General features: G+C 31.5%; 20 protein-coding genes. 2 read left to right on the plus strand and 18 right to left on the minus strand.

The annotated features are described in order from the left end of the window. Positions 1-238: 238 nt before the first annotated feature. Positions 239-895 carry a fructose-6-phosphate aldolase gene (gene fsa / locus FF52_RS00095; protein ID WP_008461919.1) on the plus strand — a complete coding sequence of 219 codons (657 nt, stop codon included), beginning with the start codon at positions 239-241 and terminating at the stop codon, positions 893-895. A gap of 111 nt (positions 896-1,006) precedes the next feature. Here the strand turns inward: fsa and FF52_RS00100 are convergent, their stop codons facing one another. The 16 genes from FF52_RS00100 to FF52_RS00180 form a co-directional block, all read right to left on the minus strand. Then, positions 1,007-1,474, minus strand: coding sequence for a phage holin family protein (locus tag FF52_RS00100; protein ID WP_008461921.1), 468 nt, complete (start codon positions 1,472-1,474; stop codon positions 1,007-1,009). An 84-nt stretch (positions 1,475-1,558) separates the two neighbouring features. Then, on the minus strand, positions 1,559-3,214 hold the full coding sequence (locus FF52_RS23050) for a fibronectin type III domain-containing protein (protein ID WP_008461923.1): 1,656 nt from the start codon (positions 3,212-3,214) through the stop codon (positions 1,559-1,561). A 43-nt stretch (positions 3,215-3,257) separates the two neighbouring features. Continuing rightward, positions 3,258-3,911, minus strand: a complete 654-nt coding sequence (locus tag FF52_RS00115; RefSeq protein WP_008461926.1) for a hypothetical protein — start codon at positions 3,909-3,911, stop codon at positions 3,258-3,260. 15 nt (positions 3,912-3,926) lie between these two features. Beyond that, positions 3,927-4,988 carry a hypothetical protein gene (locus FF52_RS00120; protein WP_008461927.1) on the minus strand — a complete coding sequence of 354 codons (1,062 nt, stop codon included), beginning with the start codon at positions 4,986-4,988 and terminating at the stop codon, positions 3,927-3,929. A gap of 176 nt (positions 4,989-5,164) precedes the next feature. Beyond that, on the minus strand, positions 5,165-5,467 hold the full coding sequence (locus FF52_RS00125; protein ID WP_008461928.1) for a hypothetical protein: 303 nt from the start codon (positions 5,465-5,467) through the stop codon (positions 5,165-5,167). Then, entirely contained in the window at positions 5,454-5,741 is a 288-nt protein-coding gene (locus FF52_RS00130) for a hypothetical protein (RefSeq protein ID WP_008461929.1), read from the minus strand. Before FF52_RS00130 ends, FF52_RS00125 begins: the two co-directional genes overlap by 14 nt. A gap of 179 nt (positions 5,742-5,920) precedes the next feature. Then, positions 5,921-6,253, minus strand: coding sequence for a hypothetical protein (locus tag FF52_RS00135; RefSeq protein WP_008461930.1), 333 nt, complete (start codon positions 6,251-6,253; stop codon positions 5,921-5,923). Between the two features lie 3 nt (positions 6,254-6,256). After that, positions 6,257-6,721, minus strand: a complete 465-nt coding sequence (locus FF52_RS00140; protein WP_008461931.1) for a hypothetical protein — start codon at positions 6,719-6,721, stop codon at positions 6,257-6,259. Between the two features lie 4 nt (positions 6,722-6,725). After that, complete coding sequence (locus tag FF52_RS00145; protein WP_008461932.1) at positions 6,726-7,208, minus strand: M15 family metallopeptidase; 483 nt, start codon at positions 7,206-7,208, stop codon at positions 6,726-6,728. 347 nt (positions 7,209-7,555) lie between these two features. After that, entirely contained in the window at positions 7,556-8,158 is a 603-nt protein-coding gene (locus FF52_RS00150; protein WP_008461934.1) for a hypothetical protein, read from the minus strand. A 7-nt stretch (positions 8,159-8,165) separates the two neighbouring features. Then, complete coding sequence (locus FF52_RS00155; protein ID WP_008461936.1) at positions 8,166-9,041, minus strand: hypothetical protein; 876 nt, start codon at positions 9,039-9,041, stop codon at positions 8,166-8,168. A 40-nt stretch (positions 9,042-9,081) separates the two neighbouring features. Beyond that, positions 9,082-9,426 (minus strand): hypothetical protein, encoded by a 345-nt coding sequence (locus FF52_RS00160; protein WP_008461937.1) that lies wholly within the window; start codon positions 9,424-9,426, stop codon positions 9,082-9,084. Positions 9,427-9,671: 245 nt separating this feature from the next. Further along, positions 9,672-10,097, minus strand: a complete 426-nt coding sequence (locus FF52_RS00165; RefSeq protein ID WP_008461938.1) for a hypothetical protein — start codon at positions 10,095-10,097, stop codon at positions 9,672-9,674. 101 nt (positions 10,098-10,198) lie between these two features. Beyond that, positions 10,199-11,527, minus strand: coding sequence for a DUF2586 domain-containing protein (locus FF52_RS00170; protein WP_008461939.1), 1,329 nt, complete (start codon positions 11,525-11,527; stop codon positions 10,199-10,201). Positions 11,528-11,827: 300 nt separating this feature from the next. Beyond that, positions 11,828-12,007, minus strand: coding sequence for a hypothetical protein (locus FF52_RS00175; RefSeq protein WP_035690512.1), 180 nt, complete (start codon positions 12,005-12,007; stop codon positions 11,828-11,830). Between the two features lie 77 nt (positions 12,008-12,084). After that, entirely contained in the window at positions 12,085-12,660 is a 576-nt protein-coding gene (locus tag FF52_RS00180; RefSeq protein WP_008461940.1) for a hypothetical protein, read from the minus strand. Between the two features lie 281 nt (positions 12,661-12,941). Between FF52_RS00180 and FF52_RS00185 the strand changes: the two genes are divergently transcribed. Further along, positions 12,942-13,742, plus strand: coding sequence for an XRE family transcriptional regulator (locus tag FF52_RS00185; protein ID WP_008461941.1), 801 nt, complete (start codon positions 12,942-12,944; stop codon positions 13,740-13,742). Between the two features lie 87 nt (positions 13,743-13,829). Here the strand turns inward: FF52_RS00185 and FF52_RS00190 are convergent, their stop codons facing one another. Further along, the gene (locus FF52_RS00190; protein ID WP_008461945.1) at positions 13,830-14,078 is read right to left on the minus strand and encodes a hypothetical protein; all 249 of its coding nucleotides are present in this window, start codon (positions 14,076-14,078) and stop codon (positions 13,830-13,832) included. 3 nt (positions 14,079-14,081) lie between these two features. Continuing rightward, the gene (locus FF52_RS00195) at positions 14,082-14,930 is read right to left on the minus strand and encodes a hypothetical protein (protein WP_008461947.1); all 849 of its coding nucleotides are present in this window, start codon (positions 14,928-14,930) and stop codon (positions 14,082-14,084) included. Positions 14,931-14,935 lie beyond the last annotated feature (5 nt).

Here is a 14,935-nt window from a genome sequence, read left to right on the forward strand (position 1 = left end):
TGTATTAAGATTATGGCTTTTTTCCATTGAGATCTGAAAAAAAATAGATTTAAGGTTTAGTTGCTATTTTTTTGAAAATCAAAACGAATAAAAAGTCAGTTTGATAAAATAATAAGAGGATATTTTTTTATTGAAGGTTTTTTGAAGAATAGAATCAATCGAAAATGCACATTTTAACTCACTAGAATTTAGACGCACTGCAGTGCGTCTCTACAATTAACTACAAATCAAAAAACTTATGAAATTTTTTATTGACACTGCCAATCTTCAGGATATTGAAGAAGCGCAGGCTTTAGGTGTTTTAGACGGCGTAACCACCAATCCGTCTTTAATGGCAAAAGAAGGTATTACGGGAAAAGAAAATATTTTAAATCACTATCTGGCTATTTGCAATATTGTAGACGGTGATGTTTCGGCTGAGGTAATCTCAACAGACTTTGAAGGAATGGTAAGAGAAGGCGAGGAATTAGCCGCTTTGCATCCGCAAATCGTTGTAAAATTGCCTATGATAGGAGACGGTGTAAAAGCTTGCAAATATTTTTCCTCAAAAGGAATTCGCACCAATGTTACTTTAGTGTTTTCTGCTGGTCAGGCATTATTGGCTGCAAAAGCTGGAGCAACTTATGTTTCTCCGTTTTTAGGTCGTTTAGATGATGTTTCTACAGACGGAATGAATCTAATTGCTGAAATAAGAGAAATCTACGATAATTATAATTATCAAACCCAAATCCTTTCGGCATCTGTAAGACACACGATGCATATTATCAATTGCGCTAAAATAGGATCAGATGTTATGACTGGACCATTATCGGCGATTAAAGGATTATTGAAACATCCATTAACAGATATTGGATTGAAACAGTTTGTTGAAGATGCTAAAAAGATGAATTTATAGTGTTTTTTATTTCCTTTTTATAGTTTTTAAGGCTCTCTTCTTGTTTTTTAGAAGGGAGTTTTTTTATTTAGACATTAAGAAAACCTCCAAAATCAATTTGATTTTAGAGGTTTATTTTTCTACATGAAATTTTGGATCAATTGTAATGAGAAGCTTTTTAAAAAGCATTATTAAGCGATTACGAATTGATTTAAGAATTAGTGTCATAGCGTCAAAGTTTTCGACTTCTTTTTTAGTCTTTATTGCAATGATATTACTGATTATGGAGATTCCGTCACTAACAATAAGCAAATCCATTACGACAGTTACGAACCAATTAAAGTTATAATTAAGGCCCTTACTCATCAATGCTAAAGCGGTTGGAATTAATAAGACAGCTAGTTTGGAAACAAATCCAACAGCCAATTTTTTGAAAGTAAAATGATTATTTAGGACAATGGTTTTGGTAACACCTAAAAAAGTATCCATTATCATTAAATAAAATAATATTTTGACAATTCCAGTATCCATCTCTAAGTACATAAAAATTACGTACAGTAGTAGTTTTAGTTGGTCTGTATATTCTGATATTTTTTGCATTTCTTTGTTTTTAGAAGGTCTTTTTGGGTTTAGTTAAGAAATCTTTTGGGGTTATCGACCCCAAAAGATTATGAATCAGTTTTTTTAAGAAGATCTACCTGTTACTGTGACTGTATTACTATAACCAGACACATATTCATTATGATTAATTCTAATTTGATATGAATATGTTACCCCATTAGATAATTTATCATAAAAAAAAGTATCCGTTGATCTTTGTAAAAGCATAGGAGTACCACCATTTATGCTACGAAATAATTCATAAGTTATGGCTTCTGAATCAATATAATTAGGCCATTGAAGCGTCATGTTCTCTCCTCCGTAATAAGCATACTGTAATGTAGGTACTGTTGGAGTAGGTACTGGGCTAGTAGTCGCATTTTCGCTCGCTGGCTCAGAAATATTACCCGCAGCATCTTTTGCTTTGACTTGGAAGTTATAAGTTGAGTTGGGAGATAATCCTGTAACATTGTAGGTAAGAGAGTCTTTTCCTAGTTCAGCTAAAAGAGTATTGCCATTGTCTTTATAAACAAGATAACCAGTAACACCAACATTATCAGTGGACGCATTCCAGTTTAAAGTTAAAGTTGTAGTTCCAATGTTTGAAGCAGTTAAGTTAGTTGGACTTGTTGGTTTTTGGGTATCACTTAAATTTCCAGTATACTCTATGAAATGGACAACTCGGTATGGGTTCATAAGAGAAAAAGGCAATCCTCCTCCAGTCGAGCCAGAAGTTTCGGAAACATTTGATCCAAGTGGATTATCATCACTTCTTGTTTGGTATCCTCTGCCAGAAATAGCTTTATCATAACTATGTGTATGTGGTGGGATTTCATTAATTGTTAAAGTTTTTTGTTTATTACCACCATAATTTAATAAAGTATTAAATGTAGAGTCATTTGTATCTAATCCAATAGGCATTCTTCCTCTTAAAGGAACATATTCTTCCCAACCTTCAGGAAATGGAGCCGGCTTGCCCCACAACGCAATCATTCCGAGAGGGACTGATGTTACTGGTCTTTTTTCTAAAGTTTCAATACGGTCAATTAAAGATGAAAGCAAAGTGCTATTTTTAACAACTTGATTTTGATTATTTACTGCTAATAAATAATCACTTGAAGATCCTAGGTTTAAATTATTCAAATATAATTGATGAGTACCAAGATTCAAATCTCCCTGCATGGCTTTTGAGCCGTTTAAAGGAAGATAAGAATCATAAATATAATTTATGTCACTTTTTGCTTGATTAATATCTCCTTCAATTGCAAAAATGTCAGCAGTATTATTATCAATTTTAAGATTTATAGATTTTAGGATCTGGTCAATTGCCTGCATGCTTTTTACAGCTTCAAAAGTATTTAGATCATAATAGTTTATGGTTTCTTTATCATTTGTTGATGGAGTTCCTATGGTACTTACGTATTCTGCTTGATAATCAGTGTAAGCTGTTTGAGAAGTTCCATCACCATAAATTAAATTTGTGATTGTTCTGGTGGTTTTTAAAAAATTAGTTATGGCTCCAGTAATAGGATATAGAATTCCTTCTTCATCTTGATGAATGACAGCCCAGCCTTGTTTTCCATTTTGAGCATGTGCTATAATATAATTTTTATCTGGTAGAATGCTTAAATGTCTTTTTATAGCTTCGTACAATTCAGATCTATATGCTGTTTGAAGTCTTTCTAAAGTTTCTTGCTCTAGAGGAAAACCTCCAGGATGAGTAAAATTTACTTGTTTCATTTTTACTATTTAATGTAAAGTGTTATATTTATTTCGAATGGTTCTATACTGAATAACAATAACTTTGATAGCTTTTTCCAGCTAATTTGTAAAAGTTAAGAAGAGTATGATATTCAGCAGAAATGATATTGATTGCTTCTGTTTGCTGGTTTGGAGAATTTCCGTTGATGTCCGCAACTATGGTTTGATTTGTAATTAAACTTTCAGGAATAAAAACCCTAAAATTGGCATAAGAAATTTTGGTGTAATCTTTTCGATGAGCTAAATAAACGGGTTTATTATCTTTGTTTTGGTATTCTAAATTTCTAAAAATCTCAAAAAGCGGAAGCCTTAAATCTCCTCGAACTTTGTCTCCATTAGGTAAGGCTTCATCTGGATTGTAATATTCTTTATGGAGATATAAATATTGTAAAGAGGGTTTGATAGATTCATCTATATAAATTAATCCTTCTTGTCGTTTTTCTTCGATGCTGGAATTTGGATTGTAATTTTTTGTGATATTAAAAGTCTCATTTAGTACTTTTTCCAGATAAATAACCTGTCCAGTATGCTGCATTTTATAAAGAATATCTTCATATAAGGAATGAAGCGGACTAAGCAAAACATCAAGCCAATCGAAATGTGTTTTTTTTCTAAGAATAGGGGGAATAAGCCACAAAAGAAGTTTTTCCCACTTTAAAACGGTGTATTTATTCATTGTAAAAGTATTTGGCTATTGTTTGTCTCTGTAAAAAGTATATGGGATATAGTTGACTTCAATCTCTAGAGTTTCCAAATCAAAGTATCCAGCTTTAGGGACGAAATATTCAATTGGAGTAACATCTTTTAAACTAGGATTTTCAGTGTCATTAGGATTTTTCGCAATAGAAGTCTCAACCTTACTCAAGATTGGGATTTTAATGCCTTCAGCCTTTTGAATTGAATCAATTAAGTACGTTTTGACAAATGCACCGTTGAATTCTATATTTTTAAGATGTTCTTTTATAGAATCAATGACAGGAAATATGCTTCTGTCTAAAATTAATGATCCGTTTAAGTCTGAAACAGTTCCGTGGTTATTTATTTTGTCAATTTCTTCGGCGGTTAGATCTCTACTCAAACTTTTTAGCTGATAGTATTCGATATCTTTTGGATCAATATAGATGCTTAAAGGATCTACATAAACATTTAGGTTTAATTTTAAGATGTCACCATCATCAGAAGTAATATAAACCTGATTTCCTGCATCCTTAATTTTAGCAATGTATTCTTTGAAGGCAAAAAGTTCATTTGGAACATCAATTCTAGAAATAGCATCTCCTTTTTGAGTTGCTACTTTTATAAAAACGACTCCAACCTTATTATGAAAATAATCAGAAAAAATTTCTGTTATTTCTTTATCAGGATCGAGCACTGTTTCCAAATCAATTTCACTTACAGCGCAGTGCTTTATAATTTTAGATTCTTCAATTTGAGCTTCAGAAAGATTTGTAGTATCAAATTGATACAAACCATCTTTCCAAATCACAGACATTCCATTACTGGAGTTTGGGTCTAATGGAGAACCATAATGAAAATTTAAAGCCTGTTCGCGATACCAGTTTAATGTATGCGGTCGAGATATTAAGGCATTTTTTTCTACTATTTTTTCATGTACCCAAATAGCCGTCGCTACGATATTTGTCCAAAGTCCCCAAATGCTTGTTTTTGAGTCGCTATTTAAGCCGTTAAGGGAGCTTTGCTTCTTTTTTTCAATCAGAATTTCGTTCTGAATTTCAGCAATTGTACGTGCCATATTTTATTTTTAGATATAGTTTAGCCTGTAAGACATGTAAATATGCTTATAGATAATTGTTTATGATTTTGGTGAGTACTACAGAAATGTAGTTTTCGTTTTAGAGATTTCTAAAAGAGAGAATCTGAATCAATGTAATTCTGAGAATTTAAACTCAGAATTTAAAGTGGAAGATTTTAATAAATGATAAAATCATCTTCAATAATCATGTAATCAATTCCAGAGAAATTATCCAGTAGATATTGTTCTTCGTCTGTAATAGCAGTTGCAGGGTTTAGGTTTCTTGAATTATAGTATTCAACAATGTCTTTTTTAAAGGCTTCTCTTCCAGTTTTTAAATCCTTGTATACAGAAAGATCTTCTGTAAGGTCAAATTGGTCATTGTCTTCTAAAATGTCAAATACTTTCTCTATGCTTCCATATTCTTGTAGAGAAATGTCAAAAATGTTCTGATTTTCTTGTGGTTTAATAGTTTCCATCGATTTTAATGTTTTGTAAATCGTTGACATCTAACGTTTTTACATGAAATTTGTCATACGATAATTGTTTATCTATTTCGTTTTCTAGTCGTAGTCTGGAAGTTGCATCCGGACTGTTAATGTATTTTTTAATTCCTACACCAAGAATTGGAAATTCTTTATAACTTCCTTTTTGGCTTAGCAGTAAATGTTCTATGTTTTGCTGATCTGAATCTTTAATAGCGAAGTCTCCGCCTTGAATTAGTAGATCTTCATCTATGATAAAATCTTTCATATTTTGTTACTGTTTAAGGGATTGTTTGTTAAAAATGTGTGTGGATTTTCCTTTGAATTTGCGCGCCATCTTCATCGGATTTGATACTGTAAAAATACATCATGCTTCTGCCTTAATCAAGATTTTTGAGCTTCAGATTCTGTAGTTTCAGTAAGATGTTTTTATTGTATTTCAGTGAGTTAAGATCGTTTAACAACTAAACTGATAATGATTTCAAAAATCAATTTTAGGATATTGTTTTTAAAAGCATTTAATTTAATTTTTGATATTCCGGCAGTTTGCAATGCTTGAAGTGAAATTAAATCTACCTGACTTTTTAAGAGCCATTCTAGTTCTTCTTCATTAATTCCTTCACTGGCATAAAGAATAGTCCAGCGTTCCAGTTTTTCGGCAGATGTTTCTAAAAAAGTTTTCAAATCCTTTTCTAATCCAGGTTTAAAATCTTTATAACTTTCAGCTATTAGAAGCCTCACTTTTTCTTTTATTTCTTGTACTAAATTATTGGTGTTCATTTTCTAAGAGTTAAGATTGATTAGTTCTAAAAGCTGTTCTTTTGATTCTTTATCTTTGTTGATTTCATATTGAATAAGCAGATCGAGAGCACTTAATATTTGCTTTTTAGATTCATCAATAAAGAGAGGAGATAAAATTTCTTTATTTTCCCAACGTTTAAAGAACCCTGCTAAGAGATTTTTTTCCTTATTACTAAGAACTTGCCACATCGCAAAAGTAATTTCATTATTAGGCTTATTCTTTTCATATTCTTGCAGCTTTTCAATTTCTAGAAAAAGGGCTTCAACTTCTTGTTTGTGATTTTGATAAGGCGTAACAGCTTTATCCATAATTTTAATTGCTTCCACTTTAATTTCAGTTGTTTTTTGATACGAATAGGGATCAAATAAAGCAGTTCTGGTTGAATCACAGGAAATTGTAATGAAAGAGAGAGCAATTAAAAGAACAATTAGTTTTAAATGTTTCATATGATTATTTGTATAGAATTACATAATTTTTTCTGTCACGTTTCAGTCTGCTGAGCAATTTCCAATCGTCATAACCTTTTTTATCAAAGTGCGGAAGATCTTTAAAAGTTTTCCAGTCTCCACCCCAATTCCAGCCATGTTTTTTGAAGATGTCAACACATTCCTGCCAATCAGAAACTTGGTCATCGTCCCAATCTTTTGCTGTGTCCCAAGAAGCGGTTTTGCCATCGATGATTAAACAGATATCTACCGCAAAACCGTAATTATGAATAGATTGTCCGCCTTTTGCATTGGTTACTTTTTTTCCTGGTTTGGTTCTGCCAAAAGCGTAAAGATCTTCTTGTTCCTGAAAAGTTCGAAGTCCTTGAGTAATGCGTACTTTTGCTCTTCCAGTTAAAGCCAAATCACATTCTTCGATGATTTTGGTAACCTCTTCTCGTACTGAAGGATGAAGCAAATCAATGTGTTTTTTTGTTGTTTGATCCATATTATTTGTATTAATGATTTAAGAATAAAAAGCCCTTTCCCGATTGTCTAAAAAACAATCACGGTGTTGAATTGGCGATAAGATTTTTGTGCTTTTGAGTTTTTAGAATTGAAAAAAAAACTCTTTTATTAATCTCATTTTGAGATTAAAATTTGGATTTATTTAGACTGTAAAAATACGTCTAAATAAAGTGTTTTAGAAATATTATGGTGTTGTAAAACAGTAGTTTCAGTAGATGAACAAATGTCTTTTTGGATTTAAATTATAAAAAGAAAAGCAAAAAAATACCCGTTTCTCGAGCTTAGAAAAACGGGTTTATGATTAAGAGTAAAAATATTTTTTACATATTATCTGTATCCTTCAGTCCATAAAGGAACATCGTAAAAATAATTATTAAAACTATCTTTCTCTTTCTTAAAGGTAAATTTTTGTTTTATTTTTGATACTAACAGAAGGATTTCCTTATACGTTAGCTTATCAATATTAATATTCTGGCTTTCTTTATCAATTGCTTTTTTTGTAATTATATTTCCATTTGTATATTCATATTTATATACATGATAATTCTTTTCACCAGACATAGATACTGAATATACAGGCATTAATTTATCATCTAATAAATAAAGCGAATTGGGAGTTTCTTTCCTAATTTTAAAATCAGGTAAAATGCAGACAATTGCGAAATTTAATTTTAGCTTTTTATCTATAAGAATTCGAGTTTTGTATTGGTCAGATATGACCTTGTAATTTTTGTCACAAAACAAAACCTTACATTTATCTAATCGATCTTTTCCAAATGTTTCAAAAGAATAATCGCAGATGTATTTACTTTTTATGAGTTTATCAATATCTGATAAATATTCGATTTTAATGCCTTTATCAATACATTGTTTACTCTGTGAATTGCAATAGGCATTTATAAGTAAAAAAAGGATTATTATTTTTTTCATATGTTTCTTAATATTTATATAAAGGTTTTTTATACCGACTGAAATCCATAAACCACTTCATCTTTTGGATATTGATTCCCCCTGAACTATTGATTGTAACATCATAAAAATTTGATTTTATTCCCTCCCTCGTTAACCACAAAAAGCCTGCCCAATTTTGTTTGTGCAATCCAACATCAAAATTAAAACTATTAAATGTTTCATCTGTAGCACTCGAAAGAGTATAATTTAAAAATAAATTTCTTTGAGAGCCTTTAACAAAAAAATCAGAAAATTTATTTAAAGCATTTCGGCCTTGTTCATGATATCTTTTTCCAGGCTGTAATGATTCACCCACTATTGAACAAGCTGTAAAAACTACATTTGCATTGTCTGTTAATAATTCTTTTATATAATGTAAAGCTTTTACTTTATTTGGATCTGAGAAAATTATTTTGGGATTAACATCAAGAAGCGCAGCACCGGTTTCACCATGTGATCTCCAAACAAAGTTTTGTACAAATCTTTTTTTCTCGCCATAATAAGCTTTTAAAATATTTTGGGCATCATCAGGATTTTGAACTGCTATCCAATCATATGCACCAGAATTTTGATTCATTTTATTTTTGTCAATACCATTTTCCGCAGTAAAAATAACCAAATTTTTGCTTCCCGTTAACTTTCCTTTATCTGGATCAACTTCTTTGCTTTGAAAGTCGTTTAAATCTTCAATATTTATTGTTTTTATATATTTTGGGGATTCTTTCAAAAACTTCTCCATCTCAGCGGCATTCCTATCATCCTCAATCTGCTGTCGCCAAATGTTAAGAATAATTTGTCTAAACCTTGCCATTTCAGAAGCGCTGGTGTCATTTAGTTCTATCGTATGGTTTTTAATAATCATGATTTTGGTTTTACAGGAAGAAATAAAAAGATGCGTTTTTTTAGAGAATTTCTACTTTTACAGACTTTGGTTGGATATGGTCTGAAAATGCTGTGGTGATGTTAAGACGTAAATCATCTTCTTGTTCGATTTTACCGTCACCGCCTAGGTAACAATTTTTAAAAAGGACTTCAAGCGCTTTAAATTCATCCATTTTTGAAGCTTGCAATACCGCCGAACGAATGTTGATATCTGGTTTTTTGAAATAGGCAAAAAGAGTAGTGTCGTCATCATCTTTAATAGTGAGTTTGACTACTTTATTGTGTTTGAATTTCCATTGGTTTAATTGTGCTTGAGTAATATTTCCGTCAAGAATTTCGTTTTTTTCTGGAGCTGTTTTTTTCATTCTGAAATGTTTTTTTATTAAAAAAAGAGACTGCCTGAGCTGTATTCCAGGACGAAATGCTCAAGGCAGCCTTCTGAAGTAATTAGACTGTTTAAAACGGACTGCAAAAAGAGCTGATAAAATAATTTGCTGCAAAAATCATGTTGCTTAGAATTTCTTTTTTGCGTAACGCGATGAGTTTGGTTTTCTCTTTTGAGTCGGTTTTCTTAAACAGCTTTATGGTTTAGGAAAGTATTTTTAGCAGATTAGTTCCACTCAATATGAGAACAGATCAAATCGAAAGAAACAGCAATCTTAGTGTCTCCTTGGCTGATTCCTCTGCTGTTTGAGTTGAATTCGCAATTTCTCACTGTATGTGTGATAACTTCGTTGCTGTCATCTAAGTAGCTTACAATGATACTGAAAGGGTTAATATCCTGTAATCTTTGTCCTTTTGGCAAAGCGGCTAAAATAGCTTCTACTTCATAATTGTATAAAGTGATTGAAGCTTTTGCTTCGTATTTTCCTCTTCCTCTATGTACTGGCATGTCACCAGCTCCGTAATGGTTTTCTTTAGAAACTGAGTCGCTGTAATTTACTGCTGTAATTCCAGTAACAATGTTACCTGCAATGCTTACTTCAATTGATGACCAGCTGTGTTGTTGTCCGTTAATTAATGGCAATTTATTCATAGTGTAGCTTTTGTTTGTTTTTGATATTTTAGACAACGTTTAGTGACTTCACATTTAGCTGTCTTTATTGTTTTAATTTTAGGAATTGTAATTTGTAAAAATTATGCCTTATCAATTCCGAAAGGATTTTTGAATCCTAAATCGACCATAATTTTACGTGCAGTTCCAACAGGAGTGATTTCGGCTTTTACTTTTAATTCAGAAGTTGACAAAATGTTTTGTTTCGGATCTACATAAACATCAAAAGCAGATACTTCCTGATTAGCCACCATTCCTTCTAATGCATTTCTGCATAAATCTTCGAAACTTTTAGAAACAGATTGAGGCAGTTTACCGTCAATATCAACTAAAACCGGAGAAGCCAATTTTGGCAATAAAGCAGTGCGTAATAAACGAGTTGCTTTGTTTACAGTACGGTTGTTTTCGATATAAGCAAAGTCTGAAGTGCCAGTTGTACAAGTGTGGCTGTCATTAAAGTATACTCCGACTAAACCTGTGTGAGTTTGCGTAAAAATGTATCTTTTTTCATTTAGAGTTCTCAAATCTCCAAGTGATTTTATTTCTTTTCCGCCAACAAAACCTGGTTTTGCAAAACCGTTACCAGTTAGATTGAATTTTTCTATCCAAGCAATGTTTTCAGATACTTTTGCTTTAGATAAAGCTCCTAAAGCTAATCCTACAGCAGCAGTATTTTTGTATGACTCTTGGAATGCAAATTCAAGAACAACTGAACCGTCTTTTTTCAAGCCATCAGCATCTCTTACATTGTAAATGTCTGAAGAGCTTTGAGAAGGAACTAATTCTTCACCTGATTTCAAAGTATAAACTTTGTTTGTGTCTTGTTGAATTAATTTTTGCTCAAATGCTTTTTCAACATCCATTGCAATCACGACAGAAACATTTTCTGAGTTTGATAAAGCTAAAGAAGGTGAATCTGCTTCTATAGCAGGATTAAAACCTTTTCCTTCTAAAATGATTTCAAATGGCATATAATCGGTATAGGCAAGATCTGCCTGTTCTTGTGCAATGGCTAATGCATCTTTTGTTTGCGCAAATGTGGTATCGCCAGAAAAGATAATTGCCATTTGACGAATGTTTCCATTTGCTTTTTCCTGCATGCTCATTGCTTTTTTGACAGTATCACCATACACTTCTGTGCCTACAAGCATAACATATAAATCGCCAGAAGGATTCATTCTGAAAAACTGCTGAATTTGGTAATAAGCAGATTGTCCGTTGATGTCGTAGCTTTCATCGATACCAAGAGCTTCTGCATCTTCTAGAGAAGCAATGCGTTTGATTGTATCAAATTTTAAACTTGAAGTTTCTTCACCGCTAAAAAGCAATCCTGAAACCATATCCTGCTCTGGGTTTCTTCTTCCTAATCCGCCTGATAATTTGGTAATTACTACATCGTTTAATGTACTCATAATATAAATTGTTTTAAATGTTTATGTATTTTGATTTTGCACAAAAAGGGCAAAAGAGTGGCTGTAACAAGTAGTTAAACTTGCTATTGTAAATGTTTTATGACTTGAAAATGTGATTGTGTTTTCTAATCCAAAATTTCTGGATTGTAGTTTTGAACCTTCTCTAATATTTCGTTCTTTAAGTTCAGTTTTACCTTAGGCCGTACGGTAAAATTTATCTTTTGTTTGTGAGAACAAATTTAAGGCTCAATGCTTGGTTTTCCAATTTTTTGAAGTGTCAAAGCCAGTAGTTTCAGTGCTTTATGCTTTTGCTTCTGTAGCAAGACCTTCGTTTATAATAGTATAAATAGTGCGTTCTGTAAGGAACAAAGTGTCTGAAAGTTCTGCAACTACAACTTTCATTTGTTTGGCTTGATTAGTGTTAATATAGTTCATAACATAATCTCTCCTTTTGTCTAATAATGTTCTGCTTCTTTTCATGATTTTTCGGTTTAGAATGTATGTTTATTTTTTTTGTTTCAAATGGCTTTGTATAGTTGTGCTGCAGTTCTTTCAGACTAAATATTGGCGCTTAAATCGACATTTCCTTCAACTTGATTTGGATTTATTTCGATTATATCTGAAGTTAGGTTGTATCCAAGTTCTTCCAATTCTTCATTGCTTAATCCGTTATTGAAAAGGATATATTTCTTTTTTAAACTGTTTTCGATTAAAGTTGTTTTATAAGCAATCTCCCAGATGAAATAATCGTTTTTATTCCAGTAGTCATATTCGTTGGTAGATTGTTTTTCTTTTACTTTAAAAGTCGAATTAGTATCAATAAGTGTATTATTGTTATTTACTGATAATATAGATTTATCAATGCGTTGCGCAATTTCAAAAACCTCTTCATAATTTGGATAAGATGCACTTCCGATTGGCATTACAACATAAAGGCAAAAAGAAACATCAGCTTTATAGTTTTTTTCAGAAGAGGTTTCCCAAGATATATTGTCATACTTAAACATTACTACAGGTTTTTCTATAGATGTTTTAAAAACAGCATCAGTATATAGATGAACTGTTAACGCATCAGAATTAAATTCTGTTTCAATGGCGTTTTTCTTTTCGTTATAAAATTCTTTTAAAATCATATGTTGGATTATTTTGAAGCAAATATAAAACATATGTTTTGTTTTTACAAACATATTACATATAAATATGCGGTAATTTCAGTAATATGATTTAATTGTTTGATTATGAATATGTATGATAGTTCCTGTTTTTGTTAAAATTTGTACGTTGATAATCAGTATTTTATGAAATTTTTACTTAAAATTGTGATTATTAGCCATATATTGTGTAGTTTTGCAACATATACTTGAAGTTTTGCTTTAAGTAAAACATATTACATAAAACAATAAACGAGTTGAGTATGGAAATACATGATAAAATAAAACGTATTATAGACGAAATGAAGTTGAACAACAACTCATTTGCAAAGTTAATTGGAGTTACAAGCACAACTATAGACAGTATTACAATTGGAAGATTACAAGCCGATGGAGAAAGAAAAAGAACCAAACCAGGTTTTGATCTTCTTCAAAGTATTATTACACATTGTCATGTAAACCCGGATTATTTTTTTGGTGATAGTGAAGATATTTTTGCGAATAAATCTAGTAATGCGGTTAGTTTACATGTACCGAAAATTATAACGGTAAATGAAGAAGGCGATGAAAACATCAACTTTGTTGGAGTAAAAGCTCGTGCAGGATATTTAGACGGATATGCTGATCCGGAATATATGGAAAGTCTTCCTTCTTTTAGTATGCCAATGCTTAAAAATGGAACTTACAGATGTTTTGAAATTAAAGGAAATTCGATGTCAACTACAATACATGACGGAGATTACCTTTTTGGAAAATATGTAGATAATTTTGATGATATTCTTGATGGAAGAATTTATGTAATTGTCAGTAAGAACGATGGAGTAGTGGTAAAAAGGGTTTTAAATAGAATCAGAGAAAGCGGAAAATTGATCTTAAAATCTGATAACCGAGACGGAAATTATCCGATGTATTCTATTTATGCCGAAGATATTCTTGAAGTTTGGTACGCAAGTATGTATGCATCCAGACAAATGCCTGACCCAATTAATATTTATGAAAAGCTTCATGCTCTTGAAAGTAAATATTTTGAATTGGAAGAGGCTTTGAAAAAGAAGTTGAATTAATAAACTATCATTTCTAGATAGTTTAAAATAAAAATACCTCTTGTCATTAATAACAAGAGGCATTTTTTTATGATTGATTATAAAGAACTATGAAATGTTCCCTGTTCCTGTACCAGTCTGTGCCGATGCACTTCCAGTTGTTGTTACTGTCGTGGTTACAGTGCCAGACTTTACAAATGCTTCAATAGCTTTCGCTAACGCTTCAGCTGTATCCTTTCTTGCTTTATAAGATTGGTTTGAATTGTCAGAACTACTATCGGTATCAACGCTTATTTTTGAACTTGCTTCTAATGCTTCTAATATTTTTTGTTGTAGTATAGGTGTCGCTAATGCCATTTTTTAAGTTTTTAGTAAATTTTTTAAATTGGATTTGATTGTAATTAAGTTGCCTACATTGGGACCAACTCCTTGAACAACTACAATGTTTGAAATTTCGGTTATAATATTTTCTAATTCGGTCAGAAGGTTTTTTTTTCCAGCATTAATTTTAAATTTATCATCCATTTCAAAATTTAAATCGCCTTTTTTAAAAGAAGTTTTGGTATCAGAAATAAGGGCTTCAAAACCATCTTTTATAGTTATTTTGACTTCTTTATCTTGCAAATTAAAAATAGTAGCGCCTTCATTAATACTGATATATTGGCCATTGATGTTGAAACTGTTTTTAGAAATTTCTTTCCCGTTTTCATCATAAAAAGAAGCGCTGATGTTTGGTTGTCTTCCTAAAAATTCTATCTGTGCAATGTTTTTATAAGAAGGCTGTGTGGTTGAGGTTGTGTCAGTTTTTCCTGCTTCTTTTTCTTTAAACAACATTTGAAACTTATCAGCATCAATATCAATTTCCAAGTATTGATTATTATCATTTTTGAAACGAATGAAATTGCGTTCTACTTCAGAAAATTGCGAAATAAACGCTCTCGTTTCAACTCCATCAATAATAGAAGCCAAAACCCAGCTGTCCTTTTTAGGAATTGTAATAATTCCCTGTTCCAGATCCTGAATAGAAGCTTTTAGACGCACATTTTTAATAATGGCGCCATCAGCTCGCATAATATTTACGGTATAAGCATCTTCTGGATTATGGAGAGATTCTTCTTCTTTGTTTATTTCTATGACTTTGGCCGCAAAAGTTTCAATATTCTGATTACTGCTGGCAACATTTTTTATTAAATCTTTTATATTTCCCATTTTCA

Source organism: Flavobacterium sp. F52 (assembly GCF_000278705.1).
GTDB lineage: Bacteria > Bacteroidota > Bacteroidia > Flavobacteriales > Flavobacteriaceae > Flavobacterium > Flavobacterium anhuiense.

Coding starts and splice junctions, on each gene's coding strand:
- FF52_RS00180 (WP_008461940.1), bottom strand. CDS start 12,660: ATGATTTTAAAAGAATTTTATAACGAAAAGAAAAACGCCATTGAAACA.
- FF52_RS00175 (WP_035690512.1), bottom strand. CDS start 12,007: ATGAAAAGAAGCAGAACATTATTAGACAAAAGGAGAGATTATGTTATG.
- FF52_RS00195 (WP_008461947.1), bottom strand. CDS start 14,930: ATGGGAAATATAAAAGATTTAATAAAAAATGTTGCCAGCAGTAATCAG.
- FF52_RS00145 (WP_008461932.1), bottom strand. CDS start 7,208: ATGGATCAAACAACAAAAAAACACATTGATTTGCTTCATCCTTCAGTA.
- FF52_RS23050 (WP_008461923.1), bottom strand. CDS start 3,214: ATGAAACAAGTAAATTTTACTCATCCTGGAGGTTTTCCTCTAGAGCAA.
- FF52_RS00170 (WP_008461939.1), bottom strand. CDS start 11,527: ATGAGTACATTAAACGATGTAGTAATTACCAAATTATCAGGCGGATTA.
- fsa (WP_008461919.1), top strand. CDS start 239: ATGAAATTTTTTATTGACACTGCCAATCTTCAGGATATTGAAGAAGCG.
- FF52_RS00165 (WP_008461938.1), bottom strand. CDS start 10,097: ATGAATAAATTGCCATTAATTAACGGACAACAACACAGCTGGTCATCA.
- FF52_RS00100 (WP_008461921.1), bottom strand. CDS start 1,474: ATGCAAAAAATATCAGAATATACAGACCAACTAAAACTACTACTGTAC.
- FF52_RS00190 (WP_008461945.1), bottom strand. CDS start 14,078: ATGGCATTAGCGACACCTATACTACAACAAAAAATATTAGAAGCATTA.
- FF52_RS00115 (WP_008461926.1), bottom strand. CDS start 3,911: ATGAATAAATACACCGTTTTAAAGTGGGAAAAACTTCTTTTGTGGCTT.
- FF52_RS00125 (WP_008461928.1), bottom strand. CDS start 5,467: ATGGAAACTATTAAACCACAAGAAAATCAGAACATTTTTGACATTTCT.
- FF52_RS00160 (WP_008461937.1), bottom strand. CDS start 9,426: ATGAAAAAAACAGCTCCAGAAAAAAACGAAATTCTTGACGGAAATATT.
- FF52_RS00120 (WP_008461927.1), bottom strand. CDS start 4,988: ATGGCACGTACAATTGCTGAAATTCAGAACGAAATTCTGATTGAAAAA.
- FF52_RS00140 (WP_008461931.1), bottom strand. CDS start 6,721: ATGAAACATTTAAAACTAATTGTTCTTTTAATTGCTCTCTCTTTCATT.
- FF52_RS00150 (WP_008461934.1), bottom strand. CDS start 8,158: ATGAAAAAAATAATAATCCTTTTTTTACTTATAAATGCCTATTGCAAT.
- FF52_RS00155 (WP_008461936.1), bottom strand. CDS start 9,041: ATGATTATTAAAAACCATACGATAGAACTAAATGACACCAGCGCTTCT.
- FF52_RS00135 (WP_008461930.1), bottom strand. CDS start 6,253: ATGAACACCAATAATTTAGTACAAGAAATAAAAGAAAAAGTGAGGCTT.
- FF52_RS00185 (WP_008461941.1), top strand. CDS start 12,942: ATGGAAATACATGATAAAATAAAACGTATTATAGACGAAATGAAGTTG.
- FF52_RS00130 (WP_008461929.1), bottom strand. CDS start 5,741: ATGAAAGATTTTATCATAGATGAAGATCTACTAATTCAAGGCGGAGAC.